Origin of the sequence: Rhodococcus sp. 4CII (assembly GCF_014256275.1) — a bacterium.
Lineage (GTDB): Bacteria > Actinomycetota > Actinomycetes > Mycobacteriales > Mycobacteriaceae > Rhodococcus_F > Rhodococcus_F wratislaviensis_A.
This window is the reverse complement of sequence record NZ_JACCFE010000002.1, coordinates 3,733,678-3,758,779: the sequence shown is the minus strand read 5'-3', so window position 1 is coordinate 3,758,779 and position 25,102 is coordinate 3,733,678. Positions and strand designations below refer to the sequence as shown.

The following is a 25,102-nucleotide window of genomic DNA, read 5'->3' as shown; positions in this document are numbered from 1 at the left end:
CGACAACGCCGACCTACATCGAATTCCCTAATTCACGTCGCCCGCCTACGCTGTCGCGAAGGAGTTCGTCGGCCAGTCCGTTACCGTAGAACTGGGCCGTATCGAGGTGGGTGATCCCGAGTTCCGCACGGCCTGGTTCGGCCGGCTCATCCCTGATCGAGGGTGTGCCGGCCATCCGGCGATGCCGGCGGAACGGGCACTGCCCCATTCTGCGGTGCTGCGGTGCCGGCGTCCGAGTGCGCGGCGGACCCGTGATGGGTGGCCTTCTTCGCCAGCTCCTCGACCTTGTGCTGCACCTCCGGGGCCTTCTCCTTCACGACGTGCGTCGCGCTGCTCACCTTCTCCTGCACGGCGGGGTTGTGCCAGAGCTCGAGGGACTGATCGCGCATCTTCTCGTAGCCCTGCCGACCGGTCCGCGAACCCACGACGAAACCCACGGCCACCCCGGCTGCGAAGGTCAGTGCTCTCACCATGACGTTGTCCTTTGTTCGATACGTTGACGGTCCTCCCACCGCGTGCCCAGTGCGGGCGCAGTGGAAACATCCGCCGGACCGATCAGGAATCGAGAAGCGCAGACCACCGGGGGCTTCTAACGTGATGGACATAGCCATCACGCGGTCGCCGATGCGACCGCTGTACCTGGAGGAGACGAACATGAGTGCCACCATCCGCAGCCTGGTGATCCCGGTGTCCGACCTGGACGGCGCCAAGGCCGTCTACACCGCGCTGCTCGGCGCGCCGCACACCGACCAGCCCTACTACGTCGGCTACAACGTCGACGGCTTCGAGGTCGCCTTGAATCCGGGCGACGAGAACGGCGGACCGGTGGCGTTCGCCGACGTCGACGACCTCGACGCCACGCGCGAAACCCTGCTCGCGGCGGGTGCGACCGAGCGCAGCGCCCCGCGCCAAGTGGCCCCCGGGGCGCGGGTCTGCGTTCTCGCCGACGCCGACGGCAACCCGATCGGACTGCGAGGAGTGTGACCGGGCTGCGTCGGGGTCTACGCCATCTCTTCTGGGGCTGCAGATCGCGCTGGAGGAACTCGGTGATCCCGAGGCGGACCGTCATCGCCGCGACAGGGCGGGGAGGTAGTGCCTCGGCCTCTGTGCCGCGCAGTTGCGGATTGTGGATGGTGTAGGTCATTCCTACCCTGGTGATTTCACCGCCACCGGCGATGAGTTTCGCGGACGCGGGGAGTCTGATCCTCTACATTGATCAACTGACGGGCGGGAGAATCGAGTGACACAACTACTGCGGGTACAGAACTTCTGCGTCTCGAGCGAAGGAATCGGTGCCGGTGAGCACCAGAGTCTCGAGAATCCGTTCGGCCTCGACCACAGCGAAATGTTCGCCTGGGCCGGCGCCACGGCCAGTTGGGCCATGCGCACCGACCCGGGCGGAAGCCGGGGGCTCGACGACTACTTCACCCGCGACTACCCACGCAATATCGGCGCCGAAATCATGGGCCGCAACAAGTTCGGGCCCTACCGCGGACCGTGGAAGGATCTCGACTGGCAGGGCTGGTGGGGAGACGAACCCCCGTTCCACACCCCGGTGTTCGTGATGACCCACCACACCCGCCCCTCCCTCACCCTGTCCGACACCACGTTCCACTTCGTCGACGGTGACCCTGCCACCGTCCTCCAACAGGCCCGGGAGGCGGCTGACGGCAAGGATGTCCGGCTCGGCGGCGGCGTCACCACCATCCGGCAATTCCTCGACGCCGATCTCGTCGACACCATGCACGTGGTGGTCTCACCGGTCACATACGGATCCGGTCTGCACCTGTGGGAGTCACCCGAGGAACTGCTCGACCGCTTCCACCTCGAGGTGATACCCAGCCCGAGCGGGGTAGTCCACCACCTGTTCTGGCACAAGTGAAATGGCATCCTCGACCGGGTGGTCAAGCAGGGTCCCATCTACCTGGTGGTCCGCGCATCTTTCCGACGATCGTGTTCAGGTAGGGATTATCCAGCTCGGCCGGCAGGCCGAGGTGAAATTCCCGGTCAGACTCGAAAATTCCGACGTAATCTCCTTCGGCCTCCAGCGAGATGATCGAATCGCTCAGCGTCTGGAACTCGGCTTTGCGGGGTTCGCCAGCTTGGCGGCCGCGACCTGACCCCTGGCCTAGATCTGTCCCGGCGCGATCTCACCTGTCACCATCCGCTGCCGGATGACCGCGAGCGCCCGTTGCCTAGTCCGGTTGCCGGGCTCGCTCGTGTGCGGTGAGGACGAGATGGTCGAATCGGGTGCGGAGACGGGTGTCGGGTTCGCAGTCGGTGAGGCCGCCGACGATCTGTTCGGCGATCACGCGGAGGCGGGTGTTGGTCTCCTGGGAACGCCAGACGAGGATGTCGAAGGCGCGGGCGGCAGGAATGCCGTAGGCGAGCATGAGGGCACCCTTCGCCTGTTCGATCACCGCCCGCGACTGGGCGAGTTCGGCGACGGCCTCGTCGACGGAGCCGTTGAGGTCGCTGCGGTACGAGTCGGTGATGTCGATGTAGAACCCGGTGGTACCGATCACCGTCCCGCTGTCGTCGAACATGCGATCGCCGACGACCACGACCTGCCGGACCTTTCCGCTGGTGTCGATGATGCGGTGCTTGCTGCTGAACGGTTCGGCGGCATTGACGGTGCGGTCCAGCACCCGGGCGACGTGGGGATGGTCTTCGGGGTGTTTGTGAGAGAGCAGCAGCTCGGTGGTGGGGGTGACCTCGCTGGGCCGGTAGCCGTGCATCTGGGCGACGGTGTCGGACCATTCCCAGCGTTGTCCGTCGAGGTAGAACCGGAAACTGCCTACCCGCTGCGGCTCACCGCCACCGAGAACCTGCTCTGAATCCACCCCAAATTTCTACCGCACCGTCACCCCGGGGGCGACTGTTGTCCCGATCCAGGTGCAGATCAGGGACCTTTGACGCGCAAGACGGGACCTTCGTCCCTACCGCCGGCACCGCACGGAGGACCATCGAAGCCGGATATTAGCGATGGGCGCGAGTGGGTAATGCGTAGTCACGTCTCCATTCGATCCCCCTTGTGAGGTACTCATGTCGACTGACGCGATCGTGCTCCTGAAAAGCGACCACAAAGAGATCCGAAAACTCTTCCGGGACTTCCGCGGTGCCGGGCCGAACGCCCGTGTGGAGAAAGGCCGCATCGTCGACGCCATCATCGAAGCCCTGACGGTGCACACCTACATCGAGAACGAGGGCATGTACCCGCAGGTGCGCGAACTGGCCCCGGACCTCGAGGACGACATTCTCGAATCCTACGAAGAGCACCACGTCGCCGACGTATTGGTCGTCGAGCTGGCAGGGATGACGCCGGACGACGAGCGATTCGACGCGAAGACGACGGTGCTGATCGAGAACGTCGAGCACCACATCGAGGAAGAAGAGCAGGACTGGTTTCCCAAGGTGCGAGAAGAGCTGGGGCGCAAACAGCTCCAGAAGATCGGCGAGCGCCTGCTCGAACTGAAGGAGAAGGCACCGACGTCTCCCGCCCAGCCGTCGGCGTTGAAGAAGACGGTCGACGCCGTCCTGCAGTAGGCAGACCCGCCGCCGAGCGTCCATGCGTCGACGGCGGCGGATCGCTTATGTCTGGTTCGCCGGGGATGTCACTCCTGGCGTGCCCAGACCCGGTGGGACTTCATCAGCGCGGTGACGCCGTCGAACAGTGCGGACGCCTCGTCGGCGATCACGACGCCGGGGGCGTCGGCCGGGATCCCGGCGACGTCGAGGAGGCCGCGACCGGCACCCCAACCTCCGATCGCCTTGCAGTGCCGGAATGCCTCCGTCAGGAGCACAAGCACCCGCGGGTCCGCCACCTGCGTCGCGACGAGGACGGCGTCGAACTCCACCGACCGCATGGTGAGGAACGTCCGCGACACCGGAACGGCACTCTTGCCCGACCCCAGTTCGCCTCCGTGCGGACCGATGACGAGCGGCACCATGCCGTCCTTGTCGATCTTCTCGACGGCGTCGGCCACCTCCGACAGATCCGACTCGTCGTCGGCGACGATGCCGATGATCCGACCGTCCAACGGCCATTCGGCGCCGACCTGCGACAGCGCCGGGCTGGGCGTCTGCGCCGCGTCATAGGCGACCGTCGGCTCCGGAGCCGGAAGGCCGAGTCCCTCGGCTACCGTCGCGCACAGGCCGGGGTCGATGTTCGCGACGACCCCGAGAGCGCGCTCTTTGATGGCCTGCTCATAACACTTTCCCAGCTCGAACGTGTACGCCTCCGCGACGTGGGACTGCTCGACGGGGGTGAGGCTGGCATAGAACAGGCGGGCCTGCGAGAAGTGATCATCATAACTGGCGGGCGCACCACGCAGCTTCGTGGACTCCGGCATCGGCACCGGCACCTCGACGAACGCCGTGTCCGCACCCGCCAGGAAGGGGCAGCCACCGTCCAGCGAGTTCGGCCGGTACGGGGCCACCCCGGGATGAACCCCGGTCTGGTGCATGCCGTCGCGCAGCATGTCGTTGACCTCGGCGTGAGGCCGGTTGATCGGGATCTGCCCGAAGTTGGGCCCACCGAGCCGGCTGATCTGAGTGTCCAGGTACGAGAAGAGCCGGGCCTGCAGCAGCGGGTCGTCGGTCACGTCGATTCCCGGAACGAGGTGTCCGGGATGGAATGCCACCTGCTCGGTCTCGGCGAAGAAGTTGGTCGGATTCGCATTCAGGGTCATGAGACCGAGCGGCTGCACGGGCGCCAGTTCCTCGGGCACGATCTTGGTCGGATCCAGCAGGTCGATGCCCTCGAACATCTGATCCGCGGTGTCCGGAAACGCCTGGATACCCAGTTCCCACTGTGGGTAGGCGCCGGACTCGATCGCGTCGGCGAGATCGCGGCGGTGGTAGTCGGGGTCCATGCCGTTGACGATCTGGGCTTCCTCCCACACCAGGGAGTGCACACCGAGCTTGGGCTTCCAGTGGAACTTCACGAGCGAACTCTCGCCCGCCGCGTTCACCATTCGAAAGGTGTTGACACCGAAGCCTTCCATCATCCGGTACGACCTGGGGATCCCGCGGTCGGACATGTTCCACAACGTGTGCGCAGTGGCCTCGGTGTGCAGCGACACGAAGTCCCAGAAGGTGTCGTGCGCACTCTGCGCCTGCGGGATCTCACGATCCGGGTGCGGCTTACCGGCGTGAATGATGTCGGGAAACTTGATGCCGTCCTGAATGAAGAACACCGGAATGTTGTTGCCTACCAGATCGAAAGTGCCCTCGGCGGTGTAGAACTTGGTCGCGAACCCGCGGGTGTCGCGGACGGCGTCGGCCGACCCACGCGAACCGAGCACGGTGGAGAACCGGACGAAGACCTGCGTCTCGACGTCCTTGGCGAGAAACGCCGCCTTGCTGACCGGTTCGGCGGAACCGTATCCGCGGAAGACGCCGTGAGCGGCCGCACCGCGCGCGTGCACCACCCGCTCCGGGATCCGCTCGTGATCGAAGTGGGTGATCTTCTCGCGAAGATGATGGTCCTGGAGCAGGGTCGGTCCCCGTTCGCCGGCCTTGAGCGAGTGATCGGTGTCGTACAGCCGCGCGCCCTGCGCCGTGGTGAGGCGTTCACCCTGCTGACCACGGGCCGTGTCCGGACCGTCGACAGGTTGCCCGGTCGCAGTGCTGAGCGCGGGGGCGCGCTGATCCGACTTGGGCGGCAACGGCTCGGTCGGTTCCGTGGGCTCGGCGACCGTCGGCGTGCCCGAACCGGGCGTTCCGGGAATGACAGGGTTCTTCTTCGACACGGCGTACTCCTCGCTGAAGATCTGTGGATTCGGCGCCGCATCGTTGCTGAACGGTCCGCACTTGTCGGAGTGCCCAATCGTTCGCACAACGAATCAGGTCCGGTTCGGCGCCGTGATGTCGCACCGATCGACAGACACTGTTTCGCATTCGCGTTCCAGGGCATAGCTACTGGAGATGTCAACGGCAACCGACGAAAGATCCGGCGTTCCGGTGCGTCGGTGAGGAGAAGATCATGACTACCGAACCAGGCAAGCAATTGCACGAGGAACCACAGTCCGAACGTGGACCCGAGGGCTCCCGGGACGCGGGACCGGATCAGGCCGGCGCAGGTCAGACCGACCGCGAGCCGGGATCTCTGGACCAGGAGGAGGTCCGCTCCACCACGGAAGCAGGAACGAATCCCGCGGCGGCTGCCGGCTCGTCGACTCCCGGCGACGCCGAGCCGGCGATTCCGCCGTACGAAGGCCGGACGACCAGCACGAAAGACGGACGCCCGGAGCACGATGAGCACGTGGATTCCGGCGGAATGCAGTCGCCGAAACCCGAGGAGACACCGCGTGGCGCGGTAGCGTCTCCAGCGGAGGAGAATCCCGCCGCAGGTGGCGCCTCGACCGGGGACAGCGACTCCGGAGTGGGACCCTCACACGAGGGTGGAGTCGGCAAGGCCGAAGACAAGAGGTGACATCCTGACGGGAACCTGCTCGCCGAGGGGTCACACGGAGGCGGCGACGCACCGCGCGGGTGGGCCCGGCAGCGTGCGCTCATTCGTCACCGCAGACGACGGTTAGGGACGTCGCCCCCGCGGGTATACGGCGCATGAGCAGTTCGCGCCGGCAACGAGGAGCACGTTCAGTGGAAGATCAGTTGGTGCACAACATGACCCATGCCCAGGTGATCGGGCCTCCCACCGTTCGCCCGATGGCGCCGGAGGAGCCGGAGACGTGGCGCAGCGAGATGCTGGACGCGTTGTTCGCGGTGTTGCCGCAGCCGCTATGCGTCTACGACGACCAGCGCCGCTTGCTCTTCGCCAACCCCGCGGCCGCCTCACTCGCCGGGTATCCCGTCGAGGAACTCGTCGGTCACTGCGAGTGGTTGTTGCTGCCGTCCGACACGCCCCGATGGCGGCGCTTCCTGCGGAATGCCCTCGAGGGTCACACCTCTCACGCTACGTTCTTCCGCCTACGTCACCGTGACGGGGCGTGGCTGTGGGTCCACGCCGAAGCATCGACGTTCACCGCCGGCGGCGCGCACCTGATCGCAGTGACGTGGAAGGACTGCACCGCCCACGTCTGCGAGGACCCACGGGCGATCTCCGCCGAAACGTGAGCACGGCACCCGGCACCGACGACGGTGGAAGCGCGCCGCTGAAAAACGGTGGTCGCGTGCCCCTCTGGGACCCGCGCCGGTTTCGGCAACCGAGCGGGCGGGCAATCTGGTCGCAAGATCGACTCGATCGCCGGCGGTCGAGTCGATCCAGGTTCCGCGCGTTCACCCCAGCAGCGCGCGGAACCGCCCACCTCCCGCGGTGCGCCTGTGTGAAGAGGGGCGCGGCGGGGAACTCTTCACTCATGGCTTCGACTGCCGGCAACCCGATGAGCCCCGCCGCGGTGGGTGGGCGTCTGACGTGGCTGATCGGCGAACGGGACAGCGCCGCGCTTGCCCACGAGGTGTCCGCGGTCAGCCTCGAGCCTCGTCCCGAGTCCGGCCGCCCCCGCTACGAGGACGTGCTGGCGTGGGTGATGGAGTCGATCGTCGAGGTGGTCGAGGCCCGGCTGGGCGCGGCGCCACCAGGGGAGACGTTCCTGCTGGAAGTCCGTCGCACCGACGGGGCCGCGGTGACCGCGGCGGAACTGCCCGCATCGGGGGAATGGGTGCTGGGGACCGCCGCAGCGTTCCTGGCCGACGACCCCGTCGCGGGACGGCATCGGCTCGCGGTGGCGGCGCGGCAGCTCGAGCCGTTGAGGCGGGCGGAGGCCCTCACCGACGCCCTGATCTGGCTGGATTTCCTTCTCGACGTCGACTTGCCCGATCCACCGGACGTCCCCACTCGCTGAGCGCGCACGTGTCGTCGCATCGTCTATGGAAAAGGGTTGTTGCGCACGCCGAAACGTTCCGTCCCCGGCGGTGGTGACGGCACCTGCCGCGACGAGCCGGTCGAGGTGTAGTTGTGCGGGCGTACACCAGGCGGTGGACCGTGGTGTCGCCCAATGCCTTTGGCTCGCCGAGAAAGTCGAGGAGCCGCTCCTCGCGGATGAACAGTGTGTCGCGGTATGCGGCCAGGCGTCCGCGGAACTCGTCGCTGCCCTCGATCACCCCCTTGTGGTGAAAGGTTCGTACCACCGCGCGTCGATGGTCGCCGCACGGTCGATCGACGCCAGGAAATCATCGATGCTGCTGCCCAGGTCGCCGTAAACTTCCCCGTATTCACCGCCGACTCGGCCCTCGTCGTCTCCGAGAACCGGACGGACCTCCACCACCCGGCGGATCGGCGACGACGGGTCGATGCCGGACCACAACCGGTCCGCGGCGTCACGGCGGGCCGGGAGGTCTGCCGGATCGGCGGCCGGCGGCATCCGCGGGCGCGGTGCGCACCACCACCACCATGAGGTCGGACTGAGATCCGTTGGTAATGAACGTGCGCCGCCGAGCGAACCGCGACAGGCTTGTTCACTGGCAATTTGTTGATTACGACGGATTCACTTTGAACATTTCCGCGGTGTGTCAAGGGTCGCTCTTTCGCGCCCCCTCGATCGAAGCGCGCCTAGTCTTACTGCATGACGTGGGCGGTGCAGGGCGGCGACGAGGACGAGTTCGCGTACGTGTTCACCAACGAACTCGCTCAGCGAGTGGTGGATCAGGTGAGCCCTCGACTGGCCTATAACGTCAATCTGATGGACCGCAAAGGCCGCATCATCGGGTCGGTCGACGGGTCGCGAATCGGCGCAGTGCATGCCGGCGCACTCCAGGCCATCCGGGATGGGCGGCCCGTCCTCGTCGACACCGACGAACAGTCTGCGGACGTCCGAGCCGGGATCAACATTCCTCTGACGCTCGACGGGCGGATCGTCGGAGCCGTGGGGGTCACGGGCGATCCCGGGGAGGTCGAGTCGGTGGGCAACGTCCTCGCGCTCACCGTCGAACTGTTGTTGCGGAACGAACAGCACCGGGACAGTTCGCGATGGCGGGAGACGGCCGTGCGCGAACTACTCCTCGGCCTGGTGAACGGCACCGTCACCGAGTCGGGGCTGCTGGAAGCGTTGCGCCACATCGGGTCACCGATGACACCGCCGTGGAACGTCATTGCGGTCGTCCCGGCGGCGGGTCGCGGGTCGTGGCCTCTGCCGTCGTCGACCTCGGTGGCCCTGCTTCGAAGGATCCAGGCAAGCTCCCACGTGATTGCGGCCGAGTTGCAGGGCGCGGTGTGGGTTCTGAGCGGGTCGGCGACAGACCGCGAGTTGGCCGCGACGTGGGAGCGGCTGCGTTCCGCCGACGTCCGTCTCGTCACCGGCAGGCGTGGCGCCTCGGCCCGCGAATTGTCGGTCGACGCCGCACGAATCGGCATACTCCTTGCCCGGGCGCACCTGCTGCCCGCCGACGACGAGATCGAACTGTCCGCGCTGGCACCCGAAATTGTTGTCGCACAGCAGTCACGAGACATATCGCACGACACCGTGGAGCGCGTCCTCACACCGCTGTCCGCGATTCTGCGGGACACCGCTCGCGCCTTCCTGGCGCAGAACCTGTCGATCGCGGCGACGGCGACTGCTCTCGGCGTGCACCGCAACACCCTGGTCCAGCGGCTCGATCGGATCGAGCAGCTGACCGGGTTGAACCTGCGCACCTTCGACCACGCCGTCGCCATGCGCCTGGCTCTCCTCGCAGCTGCGGTACTGGAAGATTCGCACCGCGAAGCCTGACCCACTATCCGATCTACACACTTCGATGGGCAAGAATCTTTAACAAAACTGTGCGCAATGCACATATTGCTTCGAGCGCAGGCGACCTACGCTTCAACTCATGCGAAAGCGCACATTCACCGTTGTCCTCGCTCCCGACTCGTTCAAGGGGAGCCTCTCCGCCGTCGAGGTCACGGCCGCGATGGCGGCCGGGGTCCGGCTCGCGCTCGGCGCCGATGTTCGGATCGTGGAGTGCCCTCTCGCCGACGGTGGCGAGGGCACCCTGCAGACGTTTCTCTCGGCGGGTAACGCCGCGCCCCGCCTGATCGACGCTCACGACGCCGCCGGGCGCCCGCGGCGTACCCGCTACGGGCTGTCGAACAACGGCACCATCGCGATCATCGAGGCCGCGGAGGCGAACGGTCTGCCGCACGTGGCGGACATTCCACCGGCGCCGATGCGGGCGGACACATACGGCGTCGGTGAAATCGCCTTAAGCGCAATGGAAGACGGGGTGGACGAGATCCTGCTGTGCATCGGAGGCAGCGCCACCACCGACGGGGGCACCGGGATGCTCCGCGCACTCGGTGTCCGATTCCTCGACGAAGACGGGCAGGATGTGGAAGCCGGCGGCGCCGGGCTCGGCCGCATCGTCGCGATCGACGAGTCACACCTTCACCCGCGGGCACGGTCGGTGCGCTGGCGCGTCGCGACCGACGTCGACAATCCGCTCTGCGGCGAGAACGGGGCCGCCGCGGTCTTCGGGCCGCAGAAGGGCGCCACGCCCGACCAGGTTCGCGCACTCGATTCCGGACTCGAACAATTGGCGGCCACCCTCCGCGCCAGCTACGGAACCGACGTCCTCACCGTGCGGGGTGCAGGGGCCGCCGGCGGTATGCCCGCCTGCCTGAGCGCACTCCTCGGCGCGGAGTTGGTGCCCGGGATCGACCTCGTCGCGGACACGGTGGGACTGCGGTCGCTGTGCGCCGACGCCGACCTGGTGATCACGGGAGAAGGTGCCTTCGACGCGCAGTCACTGCAGGGGAAGGTGGTGCAGGGCGTCGTGCGGCAGACCCCGACTGAATGCCCCGTCGTCGTGATCGCCGGCACCGTTCGCCTGCCCGCGGCCGTGATTCGTGCAGCGGGGGTCTCGGCCGCATTCTCCATCGCCCGGGGGCCTGCCGAACTCCAAGACCTGCTCGACAACACTTCCGAACTACTCCTCGACACCACCGCCCAGGTCGCCGGACTCGTCGGCAGTCGTTGGAAGGCGCCGCAAACCACTACCCCATGCCTTCTCTGACACTCCCGAAACGCACGCCGCCACGAACACGGCGCATCTCACCACGGCACCCCCGTCCCGGCGGATTCGTCAACGGGTGATCGCGACGAGTTTCGCCGAGCCAGGGTGAGAGGTCCGGGCCCGGACCATCTGTCCATCCTGGCGCGTAGAGTGCGTCCTAGACCGGACCATTGGTATGTAAATTTCGCTGCCTGTGGCCAGTCCGGCAATGCGGTAGCTAGCGTTCGTGGCCAGTGACGTGAGTCACTTTCCATACTTCCCGCGATCGGCGCAGCCCCGCCGACGCGGCGCAGGAGGCGAACGTGAAAATCAAGGATGCTGTGCAAGGCGCGGAGCCACGACCCGAAGCCCGGCCACCGTCGGAGCGCACGAGGATTCTGGCGATCCCGTGGCCGTGGTATCTCGCCCTGGTCGCAGTCGGACTCGGCGCCGTCTACACCGGTGCACTCCCGGAGAACATCTTCGGCGGCCTGGCGATCAGCATGATTGTCGGCTGCGGCCTGTTCTGGATCGGCGATCGAACTCCGGCGCTGTCCGCGATCGGCGGCGGACCGCTGTTGTGTGTGTTCCTCCCTGCCCTGGTGGTGCATTTCGGTCTGGTGCCGGACAGTTTCTCCACCATCGTCAAGGACTGGTTCACCGGGTACGGGTTCGTCGAGATCCTCGTCGCATCGATCATCGCCGGCAGCATCCTCGGCATGGACCGACGGTTCCTGATCAAGGCCGGTGGCCGGTTCTGCGCGGTGATCGTCGTGGCATTCGCCGTGGTCGTCACCGTCATCGGCGCTCTCGCCGCGGTCACCGGTTTCGGCTTCAAGACCGCGATCCTCGACGTCACCATCCCGATCATGGCCGGCGGCATCTCCGGTGGCGCAATCCCGTTGTCGCAGATGTACGCCGACACCATCGGCGGCGACGCCCAGCAGTACATCTCGGGCATCGTGCCACCGATCATCTGCGCGAACCTGCTGTGCATCGTGCTCGCCTCGGTGTACGCCAATCTGACCCGCCGCCGCACCAAGCTGTTCGTCGGATTCAACGGGCACGGTGAGATGTTGCGCATCAAGGCGACGGCCGAGCAGGTCGCCGCCGTGACCGAGAAGCGACCACTGACGGTCAGCGGCCTCGGCACCGGTCTACTGATGACCGGCGCGATCTACCTCGTCGGCGCGATGCTGCAGGCCGCGGTGCCGGCCGTGCACCTCTACGCGTGGGTCATCCTGCTCACCGCGGCGATCAAGTTGTCGGGCGCACTGCCGCGGGAGGTCGAGGAGTCGACCACCGAGTGGTACCAGTTCGTGGTGAAGTTGTGGGTGCCCGCGGCGCTGGTCGGCATCGGAGTGTCGTTGATCGACATCGATCAGATCGCCGAACTCGTCTCTCGCCCAGCATATCTCGCGTTCACCATCGCCACTGTCCTGATCACGGCACTGACGGCCGGGTTCGTGGGCTGGCTTCTGAAACTGTACTTCGTCGAATCCTCGATCACGGCCGGCCTGTGCATGACCGATCTCGGTGGATCGGGCGACATCGCCACACTCGGCACCACCCGGCGCATGCATCTGCTGCCGTTCGCGCAGATCACCTCCCGGCTCGGCGGCGGATTGGTGCTGCTGTCGGCGTCGGGTTTCCTGGCGTATTTCTACGGCTGAACCGCCGCCGTTCCCGCGTTCGACACAAGGAGAAGGAAGACTGATGGGTAAGACGCTGGCCGAAAAGGTATGGCACGCACACGTGGTCCGCCGCGAGGAGGGTGAACCGGACCTGCTGTACATCGACATGCACCTGCTGCACGAGGTGAACACACCGCAGGCCTTCGACGGGCTCCGGGCGAGCGGCCGGACGGTGCGCCGTCCCACCCTGACCCTGGGCACCGAGGACCACAACACCCCCACCGTCGCGGTGGACAAGGAGATCACCGATCCGGCGGCCCGCGAGCAGGTGTCGCTGATGCGCAAGAATTGCGCGGAGTTCGGCATCGAGTTGTTCCGCCTCGGCGAAGAGCACCAGGGGATCGTGCACGTCATCGGGCCGGAACTGGGCCTGTCCCATCCGGGTTCGACGATCGTGTGCTGCGATTCGCACACCGCGACGCAGGGTGCGTTCGGCGCCCTCGCCTTCGGGATCGGTACCAGCCAGGTCGAGCACGTGCTGGCGACGCAGACGCTGCCGATGGGGCGGCTGAAGAACATGGCCGTCACCGTGAACGGGTCTCTGCCCGAGGGGGTGACGGCGAAGGACCTGATTCTGGCGATCATCGCCCGGGTCGGCACCGCCGGCGGTCAGGGGCACATCATCGAGTACCGCGGTCAGGCGATCCGCGAACTGTCGATGGAGGGCCGGATGACGGTGTGCAACATGTCCGTCGAGGCCGGGTCGCGTGCCGGAATGATCGCCCCCGACGAGAAGACTTACGAGTATCTGCGCGGACGTCCCGCCGCCCCGACCGGGGACGCGTGGGACGCGGAGGTGGCCTACTGGCGCACCCTGTTCACCGACGACGACGCCGTGTTCGACAAGGAGATCGTCATCGACGCGTCCACCCTGACCCCCTTCGTGTCCTGGGGCACCACACCGGCGCAGAGCGCGCCGCTCGGTGATCCGGTTCCGCACCCGCACCAGTTCACCGACCCGGTCGAGCGCGCCGCGGTCGAGCGCGCCCAGACCTACATGGACGTCGCCCCCGGCCGCCCGGTTCGCGGACTGCCCGTCGATGTCGTCTTCATCGGATCGTGCACCAACAGCCGCATCGAGGACTTGCGGGAGGTAGCGCGCGTTCTCGACGGGAGGAAGGTCGCCCCCGGCGTCGAATTGATGATCGTGCCCGGGTCGATGAAGGTGCGGCAGCAAGCGATCGACGAGGGCTTGAGCGAGGTGTTCGAGGCCGCCGGGGCAGGACTGCGGTTCGCCGGGTGTTCGATGTGCGCGGCGTTGAACGAAGACCGCCTCACGCCCGGCCAGCGCGCCGCCTCGACGAACAACCGTAATTTCGAAGGCAGGCAGGGCAAGGGCTCCCGAACCCACATCGTCTCGCCCGCCGTCGCCGCCGCGACCGCGGTCGCCGGCCACCTCGCCGCACCTTCCGACCTGACCTGAACTGTCACACTCTTCGAATCGAGAACCCATGGAACCGTTCACCGTGCACACCGGTGTGGCCGCCCCGCTGCGCCGCACCGACGTCGACACCGATCAGATCATTCCCGTCCGCTTCCTCACGCACAGTTCCCGTACCGGGTTCGCGGACAAGCTCTTCCACGACTGGCGGGAGGAACCCGACTTCGTCCTCAACGACCCCGCCTGTGCGAACGCGACCATCCTGGTCGCCGGCCGTGACTTCGGCACCGGATCGTCGCGCGAGTACGCGGTGTGGGCGCTGCAGAACTACGGATTCCGGGCCGTCATCGCTCCCCGGTTCGGCGACATCTTTCGCGGCAACGCCCTCACCAACGGCCTTCTCACCGTGACCCTTCCGGCCGAGACCGTCGAACGCATCTGGTCGGCGCTCGACGACGACCCGCGGCAACCCGTCACCATCGACCTGATCGCACGGCAGGTGCGTGCCGGGGCCATCACGGCGTCGTTCGACCTCGACGACAACACCCGGTGGCGGTTGCTCGAAGGTCTCGACCACATCGACCTGACCCTGACGCACGCCGAGACGATCGCCGGCTACGAGCATCGGCGGCGCCCCGCGTTGCCGTCCACCACGCAACTCGTGCTCTGACGATCACGCGAGCGGCCGAGACCTCGTCAGGGCGCCTCGGCCCGCTTCTTTTCCAGCAGCGGCACGATGCGCGGGGCGATGCGGCGACTGAGCACCAGCTCGGACTGTGTCCGCAGCACCCCCTCGCCGGCGATCATCTCCTGCAACACCCGTTCGAAGTCCTCGTGATCGATCGCCACCACCCGGCACAGCAAATCACCCTGACCGGCAACGGAATTGACCTCGAGAACCTCGGGGATGGTGGCGAGATGCGCACAGGTGGCGTCCATCATCGCCTGCGCGATGTCCAGGTGCACGAACGCGAGGATGGAGTAGCCGAGCGCGGTCGGCTGCATCTGCGGCCGGTAACTGGTGATCACGCCGTCGCGGGAGAACTTGTCGAGCCGCGACTGCACGGTGCCCCGCGCCACGTTGAGCCGACGGGCGTACTCCCGGACACCCGCCTTGGGCTCCTCGACGATCAGTTTCAACAGGTCGAGATCCAGCTTGTCCAATTCGGTCGGCATCCGTGAACCACTCCGTCCCTGAAGCATGGTCATCGAATCCTAGCGAAACCCGACCGCCCCGCACCCGAATGCCGGCAAGGAAGTACCAGCGGCCCCACCTGCCCGCCCAGACATGACCACACACGAATGGAGATCACGATGTCCCGAACCGAGCGCGGATGCCTGCTCACGTCCCTGGCCACCGTCGCCGATGTGTCCTCGGCCGTCGCCGATGCCCTCGACCACCTCGGCTGCGGTGCTGCGATCGGCGCCGACATCCTGTCTCCCCTGCGGCGCGGGCAGCAGATCTGCGGACCGGCCGTGACGCTGCGCTACCGACGTCTGCCCGGGGAGATGGCCGACAACATGGTCGAGGGGTTCGGCGCCCGTTTGGGCGACCGCGACCTCTACGCCTCCGCGCGCCCGGGGGATGTCGCGGTCTTCGACTGCCCCGGCCCCGCGGACACCGCGGTAATGGGCGCCATCTCCGCGCACTGGGCGCAGCTCGCCGGCCTCGCCGGCTGCATTGTCGGTGGGGCGGTGCGCGATTCGGTGTCGATCGCCGACAGCGGCCTGCCGGTCTGGTCGACCGGCCGGGCCCCGCGAGCGGCACGATTCCGGTTCGTCACCGAATCGATCGGCGAACCGGTACGGCTGTCGGGGCATCTGGTCCACCCCGCCGACATCGTGGTCGCCGACGACGACGGCGTCTGCATCGTCCCCGCCGACGCACTCCCCGACGTCGTGCAGATCTGCGTCGAGGCCGACCGGATCGAACACGACCTGCTCACTCTGCTGCGGCGCAGTGACTCGATCGACGACGTGATGCACGCGATGCGTCAGCGGCCGACGACTGTGTTCGACCGCTGACGCCACTCGCCGGCGCCGGCCTCAGAGGACGATGTTGACCATCTTCCCGGGCACGACGATGACCTTGCGCGGGTCCTTGCCGTCGAGCAGCGCGACGATCTTGTCGTCGGCCAGGGCGATCTTCTCGATCTCCTCGCGCGGGGCGTCGGAGGCCACGGTCACGCGGCTGCGGACCTTGCCGTTGACCTGAATCGGGTACTCGACGGTGTCCTCGACGAGCCACTTCTCCTCCGCAACCGGGAACGGTCCGTGCGCCAGCGACTTCTCGTGCCCGAGCCGTGACCACAGTTCCTCCGCGAGGTGCGGGGCCAACGGTGCCAGCATCAGCACCAGCGGTTCCACCGCCGAGCGGGGAGCACCGGCGGGATACGCCTTGGTGAGATGGTTGGTGTACTCGATCAGCTTGGCCGCGGCGGTGTTGTCGCGCAGGGCCGTGTAGTCCTCACCGACTCCGGCGATCGCCTTGTTCAGCGCGCGCAGGGTGTCTTCCGTCGGGGCGTCGTCGGTGACGCGCAGGTCGCCGGACTCCTCGTCGACCACCACACGCCAGGCGCGCTGCAGGAAACGCTGCGCACCGACGACATCCTTGGTCGCCCACGGGCGGGACGTGTCCAGCGGGCCCATCGACATCTCGTACACGCGGAGTGTGTCGGCGCCGTACGCTTCGCAGATCTCGTCCGGCGAGACGGAGTTCTTGAGGCTCTTGCCCATCTTCCCGTACTCGCGGTTGACCTCGGCGCCCTGGTGGAAGAACTTGCCGTCCTTCTCCTCCACCTCGTCGGCGGGCACGTACACGCCGCGCGCATCGGTGTACGCGAACGCCTGGATGTAGCCCTGGTTGTACAGGCGGCGGTAAGGCTCGCTGGAGCTGACGTACCCGAGGTCGAACAGCACCTTGTGCCAGAACCGCGAATACAGCAGGTGCAGCACCGCATGCTCGACGCCACCGACGTACAGGTCTACGCCACCGGGATCGTTCGGACCGTGGATCTCCGGACGGGGGCCCGTCCAGTACTGCTCGTTCTCCTTGTCGCAGAACACGTCCGGGTTGGTGGGGTCGATGTAGCGCAGCTGGTACCACGAGCTGCCCGCCCACTGCGGCATCACGTTGGTGTCGCGGCGGTACGTCTGTAGTCCGTCACCGAGGTCGAGCTCGACGTTGACCCAGTCGACGGCCTTCGCCAACGGGGGAGAGGGCTCCGAGGACGCGTCGTCCGGATCGAACGACACGGGTGCGTAGTCCTCGACCTCCGGAAGCTCCACGGGCAGAGCCGAATCCGGCAGCGCGTGGGCGTTGCCGTCGGCGTCGTACACGATGGGGAACGGCTCGCCCCAGTAGCGCTGGCGCGCGAACAGCCAGTCGCGCAGCTTGTACTGGATGGTGCCCTTGCCGGTGCCGTCCGCCTCGAGGCGCTCGGTGATGGTCTTCTTCGCGTCGGCGACGGACATGCCGTTCAGGAAGTCGGAGTTCACGATCGTGCCGTCGCCGGTGTACGCATCCTTCGACAGGTCGCCGCCGGAGATCACCTCGACGATGTCGAGACCGAATTCGGTGGCGAACTCGTAGTCGCGGTGATCGTGACCCGGGACGGCCATGATGGCGCCCGTGCCGTAACCGGTGAGGACGTAGTCGGCGATGAACACCGGCAGCTTATGACCGTTCACCGGGTTCACGGCGTACGTGCCGAGGAAGACGCCCGTCTTCTCCTTGTATTCCTGACGCTCCAAATCCGACTTGGCGGCGATCGACTTCCGGTACGCCGCAACCGCTTCGGCGGGCGTCGCGGCGCCGCCGGTCCAGCGGGAATCCACACCCTCCGGCCACTCGGCCGCGACGATCTCGTCCACCAGTTCGTGCTCCGGCGCCAGCGTCACGTACGTCGCGCCGAACAGCGTGTCGGGCCGAGTCGTGAACACCTCGATCTGGTGAGCAGTGGACGTACCGTCGCCCCGCTCGACCGTTGCCTCGAACTTCACCTGCGCACCGTGCGAGCGCCCGATCCAGTTGCGCTGCATGGTCTTGACCTTCTCCGGCCAATCCAGGTACTCCAGGTCGTCCACCAACCGGTCCGAATACGCGGTGATGCGCATCATCCACTGCTGCAGGTGCTTACGGAACACCGGGAAGTTGCCGCGGTCGCTGCGACCGTCCGCGGTGACCTCTTCGTTCGCCAGCACGGTGCCCAGACCGGGGCACCAGTTGACCATCGAATCGGAGTGGTAGACGAGACGGTAGGAGTCGAGGACTGCTTCCTTCTCGGACACGGACAGCGACGCCCAGTCCCGTCCGTCCTCCACCGCGCGCTCACCCGAGACGAATTCCGCCTCGAGTTCCGAGATCCGCCGGGCCTTGCCTGCCGCCTCGTCGAACCACGCGTCGTGGATCTGCAGGAAGATCCACTGCGTCCAGTGGTAGAAGTCGGTGTCGGTGGTCGCGAATGTGCGGCGTTCGTCGTGGCCGAGCCCGAGACGGCGCAGCTGCCGCTTCATGTTGCCGATGTTGGCCTCGGTCGTGGTCCGCGGGTGCGTGCCCGTCTGCACCGCGTACTGCTCGGCCGGTAGACCGAACGCGTCGTAGCCGAGGGTGTGCAGCACGTTGTGGCCCTGCATGCGGTGGTAGCGGGCGAACACGTCGGTGGCGATGTAGCCGAGCGGGTGACCCACGTGCAGCCCAGTCCCCGACGGGTACGGGAACATGTCCTGCACGAACAGCTTGTCGGCGGGAACAGGACCGGCCAGCGGACCGACCGGGTTGGGCGCGTTGAACGTGCCCTCGTCGCTCCACCGGTCCTGCCAGCGCTGCTCGATCTGGCCGGCGAGCTCCGCGGTGTAGCGGTGCTGCGGGGTCGCGTCGGACGGGTTGGCGGGCTGCACGTGCTCGGTCACTGTGGTCGCTATCTACTTGGCTGACATTCTGAATTAGGGGGATACCGTCAACCAGGGTAGAGCCTCACCCCACCCGGGCTCACCTGCGCGTCCGGGTCCGCCGTATCCTGGTCCCGTGTTGATTGCCTCCGTCGTGCTGTTCGTGCTCGCCGTCGCTGTGTCCGGTGTCGCCGTTGCAGGCCTCGCCGAGCGCCTCCCGCGCAACCGGTGGGCGGGTGTCCGCACCCCCGAGACGATGCGCGACGATCAGACGTTTGCGCTGGCCAACAAGGTCGCAGGGCCCACCCTGCTCGCCGCGGCCGGACTCCTCGTCATCGGCGGAATCGCCGGAATCCTGATCGGCGGCGTCTTCGGCGTCGGCGCCGTTCTCGTCAGCGTGGTGGCCGCCGCACTCACCGCGGCGACGGGTGGATCGCTCGGCGCCCGCGCCGCTGCAGCCGTCCCCGCCCCCGACACCGGTGGCTGCGGCAGTTCCTGCGGTGCGTGCTCGCTGAAGGGCGCCTGCCAGCCGTCCTGACCGGCTGGTGACGGCCGTCCGGTGAACTCCTCGCGCGTCGTCGACCCCGCGGGCGCAGTGTTCGGTCTGCTGCTGCCGATCGTCGCCGCCCTCTCGGGAGTGGTCCTGACGACGATCTGGGAACCTCGCCTTCCGGCGGAGATCGCCACCCACTGGACCACCACCTCACCCGACGGCTTCGCCACCCCGATGTCCAGCGCCTGGACGTTCACCCTGGTGACGGTCCTGTTCGGCGGCGGATGCGCCGCGATCGCCGCGCTTGCCCAGGCGATGCTGATGATGCGCCGCACGATGCTCGTCGTCGGACTGTCGGTCGTCGGCCTGATCCTCACGGTGCAAGTGGCGATGCTCTACGTCCAACTCGACGTCACCGACCCCTCCGACACGGAACTCCCGTTGTGGTCCCTCGGCCTCGGCGTCGTGATCGGCGCCGTCGTCGGTCTGATCGGCGCCGCCCTGCTGCGCGACTTCCGCACCCGGGTCGCCGCCACCGACCCGCCCGACTCCCGGTTGCCGCGCGCAAGCGACCCGTCCGTCGTCGCGGACAGTGTGGGGTTCGGCACCGTCGGTTCGCTGGTGCTGCTGCTCCTGTTCGGCGGCGTGCCCGCTGTCGCGGTGTGTCTGCTCACCGGCGGATGGTGGCCGGTGGCGGTGTGCGTTCCGCTCGGACTGCTCGTCGTGAGTCTGCTCCGGTTCCGCGTCATCGTCGACGAGTCCGGCATCCGGGTGGTGAACATGGGCATGACCGCCCTCCGGTACGGCGTCGAAGAGATCGAGGGCGCCCGCGTCGACCTGATCAAGCCGTTCGACGACTTCGGCGGCTGGGGCCTGAAGGTGAAGGGCAGGCGCAACTACGGCGTCGTCACGAAGACCGGTCCCGCCGTGATCGTCACGACCGCATGCGGTGACCGGCTGACCGTCACCAGCCCTCGAGCCGAGGAGATGGCCGGTGCGCTCAACACGTTCGCGGACCGGCGGCTCCGCCGCCCGTGAGGGTTAGGAGTGCAGGGACTCGCAACCGCTCACGGGCCGGAGGCCTTGTGCACCGCCTCGAGTACGCGGTCGAGGTAGCCGAGGGACGCCCGGACGGCGGCCTCCTCGTCGCGCGCGGCGATCGCGTCGACGAGGACACGATGGTCGTCCGTGGTCAGCGACGGCGGGTGGATGCCCTCGGTGTAGTCGTAGGTGGCCCGGGTGGGTTCGAGGATGCCCGCGAACAGGTCGGACAGCACCGGGTTGTGCGCGGCCTCCACGACCCCGAGATGGAATGCGAGGTCGGCGTCCGCGAATCCGGACGGGTGATCCGCCGTCCGCTCCCGCTCGTCGAGTAGCGAGGACAGCGACCGCAGGTCGTCGTCGGTGCGGCGGGCGCACGCCAGCCGGACGGCCTCGGTCTCGAGGGCCCGCCGCACCTCGAACACGTTCAGCATCTCGGCGACCGCGACCTGCCGCCCGAGCAACCCGCCGATGTCGGTGCGCGCCCGCACGAACGTCCCCGACCCGCGCCGGATCTCGAGGATGCCGGTGGACGTGAGCGTCTTGATGGCCTCGCGCACGGTGTTGCGTCCGACCCCGAGCAGCGCCATCAGTTCGGGTTCGGTCGGGATCCGCGCGCCCACGGTCCAGTCGCCCTGGGCGATCCGGCCACGCATCCAGTCCAGGGACTGCTGATACGCGGATTCGCGCCGAACCACCGTCATGTACTCATCCTCACACCTCGTCGGCTCGCCGGGCGCGACCACCCCGTCTACACTACGTAGGACGTCCCATGTATTTGCTCCCCGAGGAGGCGACTCCACACGTCCGCGTCAACCGCTCACTCCGTCACCGCCCCGCCCGCCCTCACCCGCACGACCAGCCGGCACTTCCACGGCCTGAACTACCTCCTCGCCGTGCTGCTCCTCGGCGCGAACATCCCCACCGCGCTGTACGGCCTCTACCGCTCGGAATTCGGGTTCACCCCGCTGGTCCAGACGTTGATCTTCGCCGTCTACGTTGCGGGACTGCTGCCTGCGCTGCTGTTCTTCGGACCGCTGTCGGATGCGCTCGGCCGCCGCTTCGTCCTGCTAGCTGCGATCGCGTTCAGCTTTCTCGGTGCGGTGATCCTGGCGTTCGCGGACTCGACGATGTGGTTGTTCCTGGGCCGGGTCGCGCACGGCGTCGCCGTCGGTGCGTGCTCCGCCGCCGCATCGGCCGCCCTGCTCGAGCACGAACCGTCCCGCGACTTCCGGCGGGCCGGACTGGCCGCCACCCTCACAACCGCCTTCGGCGCCGCCCTCGGACCCCTGTTCGGCGGGGCGATCGCGCAGTACCTGCCGCACCCGTTGACCCTGCCCTACGTCGTCTTCGCGGTGCTGCTCGTGCCGGCGCTGATCATGACCCTCCTGCTCCCGACCACCACGCCGCGCGGTGCCCGGCCCACGCAGCTGTTCCAGATCCCGCACGTTCCGGCGCCGATCCGGCGGGTGTTCTGGCTGTCGTCCCTCGCCGTCGCTCTCGCGTGGGGTGCCGTCGGACTCTTCCAATCGGTGGTTCCGACGTGGATCGTGAGCCTGCTCGGCGTGAGCAACCTCGTGGTCGCGGGCGGTGCGGCGGCGTTGACCATGATCGCCTCGGTGACCGCGCAGATTCTCGCGAACCGACTCGCCGCGTCGACGTCGCTGTGGTGGGGTGTCGGGGCGGTCGGCGTCGGCATGCTCGGACTGCTGGTCGTCGACTTCCTGCCGTCGCTCGCACTGCTCTGCGTTGTCGCGGCGGTGATCGGCGCCGGGCACGGACTGTCGTTCGCCGGGGCCATGCGCGCGGTGAACGCGGCGACGACCGAACACGCGCCCGACGCGCACGGCGGCACCCTCGCCGCCTTCTTCACCGTGAACTACGTCGGTCTGGCGGTGCCGTCGATCTGCGCAGGCATTGCCATCACCCTTCAGGGCATACGTCTCGCGCTCCTCGAGTTGTCGGTGGTGGGGGCCGTTCTGTGCGCGGTCCTCGGCATTCTCGGAACCCGCCGGGCCCGCCACCCCTGAGCAATTGGGCTGCACCGCACGCGCACAGCGTCATTCGACGCGTGATCGCGCGGGGGCAGCCAGTACTGTGGTGTGAGGACGTGCACCCATGCCTCAGTCACTTCGCCGCTGCGAGTTCCGCTTCTACGAGGAGCTGAACGACTTCCTGCCGCCCGTGCGGCGCAAGCAGACCTTCGAGCACGAGTTCGACGGCACGCCGTCGGTGAAGGACCGCATCGAGGCGCTGGGCGTGCCGCACACCGAGGTGGATCTGATCCTCGTCGACCAGGTGTCGGTGGATTTCGGTCATCTCCTCCGCGGCGGCGAACGCGTCGCGGTGTACCCGACGTTCGAGCGTCTCGATCTGACCGGGGTCACGAAACTCCGTCCGCGGCCGTTGCGGGAACCGACATTCGTGCTCGACGTGAATCTCGGCCGCCTCGCCGGGTATTTGCGACTGCTCGGCTTCGACACCCGCTATCGCAACGACTTCGCCGACCTCGAACTGGTGGACATCTCCCTCGCCGAGCATCGCATCGTTCTGACCCGGGACCGGGGTGTGCTTAAACGGTCGGCGCTGACGCACGGCGCGTTCCTCCACGAAACCGACCCGCGCCGCCAGTTGCGGGAAGTGCTGGACCGCTTCGACCTTCGGTCGCGGATCGCCCCGTTCACACGGTGCGCGCGGTGCAACGGTCTGCTCGCGCCGGTGCCCCGGGACGAGGCGCTCGCCGAGGTGCCGCCGGGTGTCGCGCGGCACGGACAGGAGTTCAGCCGGTGCCGGGACTGTGCGCAGCTGTACTGGCCGGGGAGCCACCTACCGAGACTGCGTCGGCGGCTGTCGGAGGTCGGGGTGATGCTCGAGGTGGATTCTCAGGATGCGTGACGCAACTGCACACCGAACTCCGCCGAGCACGCACAGTCACCGAGTTCGTCGCAATCGATGATCAGGGCGTGCCGGACATCGGACAACTCGGTGCACGACTCGTCCGTGCACTCGGCTCCGTAAAGCGTGTGCACGATCAATGTTCCGTGACAGGTATCGATCACGTGTGCTGTCCTCCTCACTTCTCGATCCCCACTTCTGTTGATACCACCCGTCACCGACAGTCCCGGGACGTGCACGGGGTGTGTCGGGCAGTCGCGCGCGGTCTAGTTGCGCTCGACGTCGATCGGGTGGGTGGCGAGCAGGGCCAGGGGGAGCGGCTGACGACGCAGCACCTGCGCCCACACGTCGATGCGGGCCGGAGCGACGACGTCGGAGGCGAGCGCCGAGATGACGATCCAATCGTCGCGCTGGAGTTCCGAGTCGAGCTGACCGTACGTCCAGCCCGAGTAGCCGGCGAAGATCCGGACGCCTTCGACGAGCGGCGCGACGACCTCGGGATCCGAATCGAGGTCCACCATCACGACGCGACCGTGGACGCGGCGCAGACCGGCCACACCGTCGGCCTGGGCGCCGGTGCGCAGCGTCGCGAGGCACAGTGCGGCGTCACGCTTGACCGGTCCGCCGACGTACAGCGCGGGCGGGTGGGCGGCGAGCGGCGCCCACTGGGGCAGCACGTCGTACACCGCGGTTTCGCTGGGACGGTTGATGACCACGCCGAGGCTGCCGGCGTCATTGTGCTCGATCACATAGATCACTGTGCGACGGAATGCGGGTTCGACGAGATCTGTGGAGGAGACCAACAAGCTGCCGGGGCGGACCACCGGTTCCGTCGACGCCGTTCGATCCTCGGGTTCTTCTGCGTGCGCCACCAGAACATCATCCCACCGCCGCGGATGGCGATGTGACGGAGGACGCGACTGCGCCGTATCTGCCACTTACACCGCGGTCACCGTCCGTTCGCGGCTCTACATCGGGGGAGCCCCGCCGTGTCGGCCAGCACGGCGAGGTGGTGCTCGAACAATGCCGCGGGTGCGATGAACGTGTCGGCGCCGAATTGACCGAACACCTCGAAGTTCACCGCCCCGAACAGCGCCGACCAGACCAGCACGCCGCGCGCGAGCAGATGGTCGGGGATGGTGAGCCCGAGTTCGGCGCGGATCCGGCCGAGGTCTGCAGCGAGGCCGTCGTCGATGGGTTCCGCGGGATCCGCCTCCAGCCGGCCCGAGAGGTACGCGTTCTCGAAGATCCCGACGAGCGCGTAGATCACCCGGGTGCCCGGCGTGGTCGTCTGCTCCCCGGGCGCGTCGTAGCCGGGAACCGGGCTGCCGAACAGCAATCCGTATCGGGCGGGCTCACGCAACGCCCATTCGCGTACCGCGCGCCCGAGCGCCAGGAACTGCTCCCGCGGCTCGCCGGCGTCCGCCACCGCCGCCTCGGCCGCGTTGCCGAGTTCGTTGTAGCCGTCGACGAGCAGCAGCGTCAGCAGTTCGTCGCGGCTCTTGACGTACCGGTACACGGCGGACGACACCACGCCGAGGTCTCGCGCGACGGCCCTCAGCGACAGGGCGGCCGCGCCGACCGCGGCCAGTTGTTCGCGACCGATCCGGGTGATGTCCTGCAGCGTCTGCTCGCGCGCGCGTTCTCGTGGTGTTGCTGGCATGGGTCCAGGGTGGCAACGGCAGAGAGCGGTGTCAACAAACGAGAGCACTGCTCTTGACATCGGGCACGAAAGGGAGCATTCTCGAATCACACAGAGAGCAGTGCTCTCGAATC

The 25,102-nt window shown here is 67.4% G+C and carries 26 protein-coding genes; 16 read left to right on the top strand and 10 right to left on the bottom strand.

Annotated elements, in window-relative coordinates; all coding sequences use genetic code 11:
- Positions 1-146: 146 nt before the first annotated feature.
- The gene (locus tag H0B43_RS18185; RefSeq protein WP_185726656.1) at positions 147-473 is read right to left on the bottom strand and encodes a YtxH domain-containing protein; all 327 of its coding nucleotides are present in this window, start codon (positions 471-473) and stop codon (positions 147-149) included.
- Between the two features lie 181 nt (positions 474-654).
- Between H0B43_RS18185 and H0B43_RS18180 the strand changes: the two genes are divergently transcribed.
- Both H0B43_RS18180 and H0B43_RS18175 read left to right on the top strand, forming a co-directional pair.
- The gene (locus H0B43_RS18180) at positions 655-984 is read left to right on the top strand and encodes a VOC family protein (RefSeq protein ID WP_185726657.1); all 330 of its coding nucleotides are present in this window, start codon (positions 655-657) and stop codon (positions 982-984) included.
- A gap of 256 nt (positions 985-1,240) precedes the next feature.
- Complete coding sequence (locus tag H0B43_RS18175; protein WP_185726658.1) at positions 1,241-1,882, top strand: dihydrofolate reductase family protein; 642 nt, start codon at positions 1,241-1,243, stop codon at positions 1,880-1,882.
- A 313-nt stretch (positions 1,883-2,195) separates the two neighbouring features.
- Here the strand turns inward: H0B43_RS18175 and H0B43_RS18170 are convergent, their stop codons facing one another.
- Positions 2,196-2,843, bottom strand: coding sequence for a PAS and ANTAR domain-containing protein (locus tag H0B43_RS18170; protein WP_185726659.1), 648 nt, complete (start codon positions 2,841-2,843; stop codon positions 2,196-2,198).
- 202 nt (positions 2,844-3,045) lie between these two features.
- Between H0B43_RS18170 and H0B43_RS18165 the strand changes: the two genes are divergently transcribed.
- Positions 3,046-3,546: a hemerythrin domain-containing protein gene (locus H0B43_RS18165; RefSeq protein WP_185726660.1), complete on the top strand. Its 501-nt coding sequence runs from the start codon at positions 3,046-3,048 to the stop codon at positions 3,544-3,546.
- A gap of 68 nt (positions 3,547-3,614) precedes the next feature.
- On the opposite strand, the gene H0B43_RS18160 is transcribed toward H0B43_RS18165, so the two are convergent.
- Positions 3,615-5,753, bottom strand: a complete 2,139-nt coding sequence (locus tag H0B43_RS18160; RefSeq protein WP_185726661.1) for a catalase — start codon at positions 5,751-5,753, stop codon at positions 3,615-3,617.
- A gap of 233 nt (positions 5,754-5,986) precedes the next feature.
- Between H0B43_RS18160 and H0B43_RS18155 the strand changes: the two genes are divergently transcribed.
- From H0B43_RS18155 to H0B43_RS18145, 3 genes are all read left to right on the top strand, one after another.
- On the top strand, positions 5,987-6,436 hold the full coding sequence (locus H0B43_RS18155; protein WP_185726662.1) for a hypothetical protein: 450 nt from the start codon (positions 5,987-5,989) through the stop codon (positions 6,434-6,436).
- Between the two features lie 170 nt (positions 6,437-6,606).
- Positions 6,607-7,080, top strand: coding sequence for a PAS domain-containing protein (locus H0B43_RS18150; protein ID WP_185726663.1), 474 nt, complete (start codon positions 6,607-6,609; stop codon positions 7,078-7,080).
- A gap of 242 nt (positions 7,081-7,322) precedes the next feature.
- On the top strand, positions 7,323-7,808 hold the full coding sequence (locus tag H0B43_RS18145) for a hypothetical protein (RefSeq protein ID WP_185726664.1): 486 nt from the start codon (positions 7,323-7,325) through the stop codon (positions 7,806-7,808).
- A 255-nt stretch (positions 7,809-8,063) separates the two neighbouring features.
- Here H0B43_RS18145 and H0B43_RS42865 read toward each other — a convergent pair whose 3' ends face one another.
- Positions 8,064-8,327: a hypothetical protein gene (locus tag H0B43_RS42865; RefSeq protein ID WP_312033707.1), complete on the bottom strand. Its 264-nt coding sequence runs from the start codon at positions 8,325-8,327 to the stop codon at positions 8,064-8,066.
- A gap of 201 nt (positions 8,328-8,528) precedes the next feature.
- On the opposite strand from H0B43_RS42865, the gene H0B43_RS18135 reads away from it, so the two are divergent.
- The 5 genes from H0B43_RS18135 (at position 8,529) to leuD (ending at position 14,677) form a co-directional block, all read left to right on the top strand.
- Entirely contained in the window at positions 8,529-9,671 is a 1,143-nt protein-coding gene (locus H0B43_RS18135; protein WP_185726665.1) for a sugar diacid recognition domain-containing protein, read from the top strand.
- Between the two features lie 100 nt (positions 9,672-9,771).
- Positions 9,772-10,953 (top strand): glycerate kinase, encoded by a 1,182-nt coding sequence (locus H0B43_RS18130; RefSeq protein WP_185726666.1) that lies wholly within the window; start codon positions 9,772-9,774, stop codon positions 10,951-10,953.
- A gap of 302 nt (positions 10,954-11,255) precedes the next feature.
- Positions 11,256-12,605 (top strand): 2-hydroxycarboxylate transporter family protein, encoded by a 1,350-nt coding sequence (locus H0B43_RS18125; RefSeq protein WP_185726667.1) that lies wholly within the window; start codon positions 11,256-11,258, stop codon positions 12,603-12,605.
- A gap of 43 nt (positions 12,606-12,648) precedes the next feature.
- Positions 12,649-14,049, top strand: a complete 1,401-nt coding sequence (gene leuC, locus H0B43_RS18120; RefSeq protein ID WP_185726668.1) for a 3-isopropylmalate dehydratase large subunit — start codon at positions 12,649-12,651, stop codon at positions 14,047-14,049.
- A 28-nt stretch (positions 14,050-14,077) separates the two neighbouring features.
- Positions 14,078-14,677, top strand: coding sequence for a 3-isopropylmalate dehydratase small subunit (gene leuD / locus H0B43_RS18115; protein WP_185726669.1), 600 nt, complete (start codon positions 14,078-14,080; stop codon positions 14,675-14,677).
- Between the two features lie 26 nt (positions 14,678-14,703).
- Here leuD and H0B43_RS18110 read toward each other — a convergent pair whose 3' ends face one another.
- Positions 14,704-15,183 carry an Lrp/AsnC family transcriptional regulator gene (locus tag H0B43_RS18110; protein WP_185726670.1) on the bottom strand — a complete coding sequence of 160 codons (480 nt, stop codon included), beginning with the start codon at positions 15,181-15,183 and terminating at the stop codon, positions 14,704-14,706.
- A 138-nt stretch (positions 15,184-15,321) separates the two neighbouring features.
- Between H0B43_RS18110 and H0B43_RS18105 the strand changes: the two genes are divergently transcribed.
- Positions 15,322-16,032 carry an RraA family protein gene (locus tag H0B43_RS18105; RefSeq protein ID WP_185726671.1) on the top strand — a complete coding sequence of 237 codons (711 nt, stop codon included), beginning with the start codon at positions 15,322-15,324 and terminating at the stop codon, positions 16,030-16,032.
- Between the two features lie 21 nt (positions 16,033-16,053).
- On the opposite strand, the gene leuS is transcribed toward H0B43_RS18105, so the two are convergent.
- Positions 16,054-18,918, bottom strand: a complete 2,865-nt coding sequence (leuS, locus tag H0B43_RS18100; protein ID WP_185726672.1) for a leucine--tRNA ligase — start codon at positions 18,916-18,918, stop codon at positions 16,054-16,056.
- A 115-nt stretch (positions 18,919-19,033) separates the two neighbouring features.
- Between leuS and H0B43_RS18095 the strand changes: the two genes are divergently transcribed.
- Together H0B43_RS18095 and H0B43_RS18090 are read left to right on the top strand one after the other, a co-directional pair.
- Entirely contained in the window at positions 19,034-19,435 is a 402-nt protein-coding gene (locus H0B43_RS18095; protein WP_185726673.1) for an SdpI family protein, read from the top strand.
- 21 nt (positions 19,436-19,456) lie between these two features.
- The gene (locus H0B43_RS18090) at positions 19,457-20,428 is read left to right on the top strand and encodes a DUF1648 domain-containing protein (RefSeq protein ID WP_185726674.1); all 972 of its coding nucleotides are present in this window, start codon (positions 19,457-19,459) and stop codon (positions 20,426-20,428) included.
- A 29-nt stretch (positions 20,429-20,457) separates the two neighbouring features.
- On the opposite strand, the gene H0B43_RS18085 is transcribed toward H0B43_RS18090, so the two are convergent.
- A complete protein-coding gene (locus tag H0B43_RS18085) occupies positions 20,458-21,135 on the bottom strand; it encodes a FadR/GntR family transcriptional regulator (protein WP_185726675.1) in 678 nt (225 codons plus the stop codon).
- Between the two features lie 72 nt (positions 21,136-21,207).
- Here H0B43_RS18085 and H0B43_RS18080 point away from each other — a divergent pair, with 72 nt between their 5' ends.
- Together H0B43_RS18080 and H0B43_RS18075 are read left to right on the top strand one after the other, a co-directional pair.
- The gene (locus H0B43_RS18080) at positions 21,208-22,461 is read left to right on the top strand and encodes an MFS transporter (protein WP_185729914.1); all 1,254 of its coding nucleotides are present in this window, start codon (positions 21,208-21,210) and stop codon (positions 22,459-22,461) included.
- An 88-nt stretch (positions 22,462-22,549) separates the two neighbouring features.
- Complete coding sequence (locus H0B43_RS18075) at positions 22,550-23,326, top strand: Mut7-C RNAse domain-containing protein (protein WP_185726676.1); 777 nt, start codon at positions 22,550-22,552, stop codon at positions 23,324-23,326.
- On the opposite strand, the gene H0B43_RS18070 is transcribed toward H0B43_RS18075, so the two are convergent.
- The 3 genes from H0B43_RS18070 to H0B43_RS18060 all read right to left on the bottom strand — a co-directional run bounded on the left by H0B43_RS18070 (position 23,314) and on the right by H0B43_RS18060 (position 24,989).
- Complete coding sequence (locus H0B43_RS18070; protein WP_185726677.1) at positions 23,314-23,490, bottom strand: hypothetical protein; 177 nt, start codon at positions 23,488-23,490, stop codon at positions 23,314-23,316. The two genes, H0B43_RS18075 and H0B43_RS18070, sit on opposite strands and share 13 nt — an antisense overlap.
- Before the next feature lie 102 nt (positions 23,491-23,592).
- Positions 23,593-24,198 carry a YqgE/AlgH family protein gene (locus tag H0B43_RS18065; RefSeq protein WP_185726678.1) on the bottom strand — a complete coding sequence of 202 codons (606 nt, stop codon included), beginning with the start codon at positions 24,196-24,198 and terminating at the stop codon, positions 23,593-23,595.
- Positions 24,199-24,275: 77 nt separating this feature from the next.
- Entirely contained in the window at positions 24,276-24,989 is a 714-nt protein-coding gene (locus H0B43_RS18060; protein ID WP_185726679.1) for a TetR/AcrR family transcriptional regulator, read from the bottom strand.
- Between the last annotated feature and the right edge of the window lie 113 nt (positions 24,990-25,102).

What these genes read in the sequence shown, in the direction of transcription:
- H0B43_RS18110 (WP_185726670.1), bottom strand. Translation starts at nt 15,183, where the DNA reads ATGCCGACCGAATTGGACAAGCTGGATCTCGACCTGTTGAAACTGATC.
- H0B43_RS18060 (WP_185726679.1), bottom strand. Translation starts at nt 24,989, where the DNA reads ATGCCAGCAACACCACGAGAACGCGCGCGCGAGCAGACGCTGCAGGAC.
- H0B43_RS18145 (WP_185726664.1), top strand. Translation starts at nt 7,323, where the DNA reads ATGGCTTCGACTGCCGGCAACCCGATGAGCCCCGCCGCGGTGGGTGGG.
- H0B43_RS18085 (WP_185726675.1), bottom strand. Translation starts at nt 21,135, where the DNA reads ATGACGGTGGTTCGGCGCGAATCCGCGTATCAGCAGTCCCTGGACTGG.
- H0B43_RS18155 (WP_185726662.1), top strand. Translation starts at nt 5,987, where the DNA reads ATGACTACCGAACCAGGCAAGCAATTGCACGAGGAACCACAGTCCGAA.
- H0B43_RS18180 (WP_185726657.1), top strand. Translation starts at nt 655, where the DNA reads ATGAGTGCCACCATCCGCAGCCTGGTGATCCCGGTGTCCGACCTGGAC.
- leuC (WP_185726668.1), top strand. Translation starts at nt 12,649, where the DNA reads ATGGGTAAGACGCTGGCCGAAAAGGTATGGCACGCACACGTGGTCCGC.
- H0B43_RS42865 (WP_312033707.1), bottom strand. Translation starts at nt 8,327, where the DNA reads ATGCCGCCGGCCGCCGATCCGGCAGACCTCCCGGCCCGCCGTGACGCC.
- H0B43_RS18165 (WP_185726660.1), top strand. Translation starts at nt 3,046, where the DNA reads ATGTCGACTGACGCGATCGTGCTCCTGAAAAGCGACCACAAAGAGATC.
- H0B43_RS18075 (WP_185726676.1), top strand. Translation starts at nt 22,550, where the DNA reads ATGCCTCAGTCACTTCGCCGCTGCGAGTTCCGCTTCTACGAGGAGCTG.
- H0B43_RS18185 (WP_185726656.1), bottom strand. Translation starts at nt 473, where the DNA reads ATGGTGAGAGCACTGACCTTCGCAGCCGGGGTGGCCGTGGGTTTCGTC.
- H0B43_RS18130 (WP_185726666.1), top strand. Translation starts at nt 9,772, where the DNA reads ATGCGAAAGCGCACATTCACCGTTGTCCTCGCTCCCGACTCGTTCAAG.
- leuD (WP_185726669.1), top strand. Translation starts at nt 14,078, where the DNA reads ATGGAACCGTTCACCGTGCACACCGGTGTGGCCGCCCCGCTGCGCCGC.
- H0B43_RS18105 (WP_185726671.1), top strand. Translation starts at nt 15,322, where the DNA reads ATGTCCCGAACCGAGCGCGGATGCCTGCTCACGTCCCTGGCCACCGTC.
- H0B43_RS18135 (WP_185726665.1), top strand. Translation starts at nt 8,529, where the DNA reads ATGACGTGGGCGGTGCAGGGCGGCGACGAGGACGAGTTCGCGTACGTG.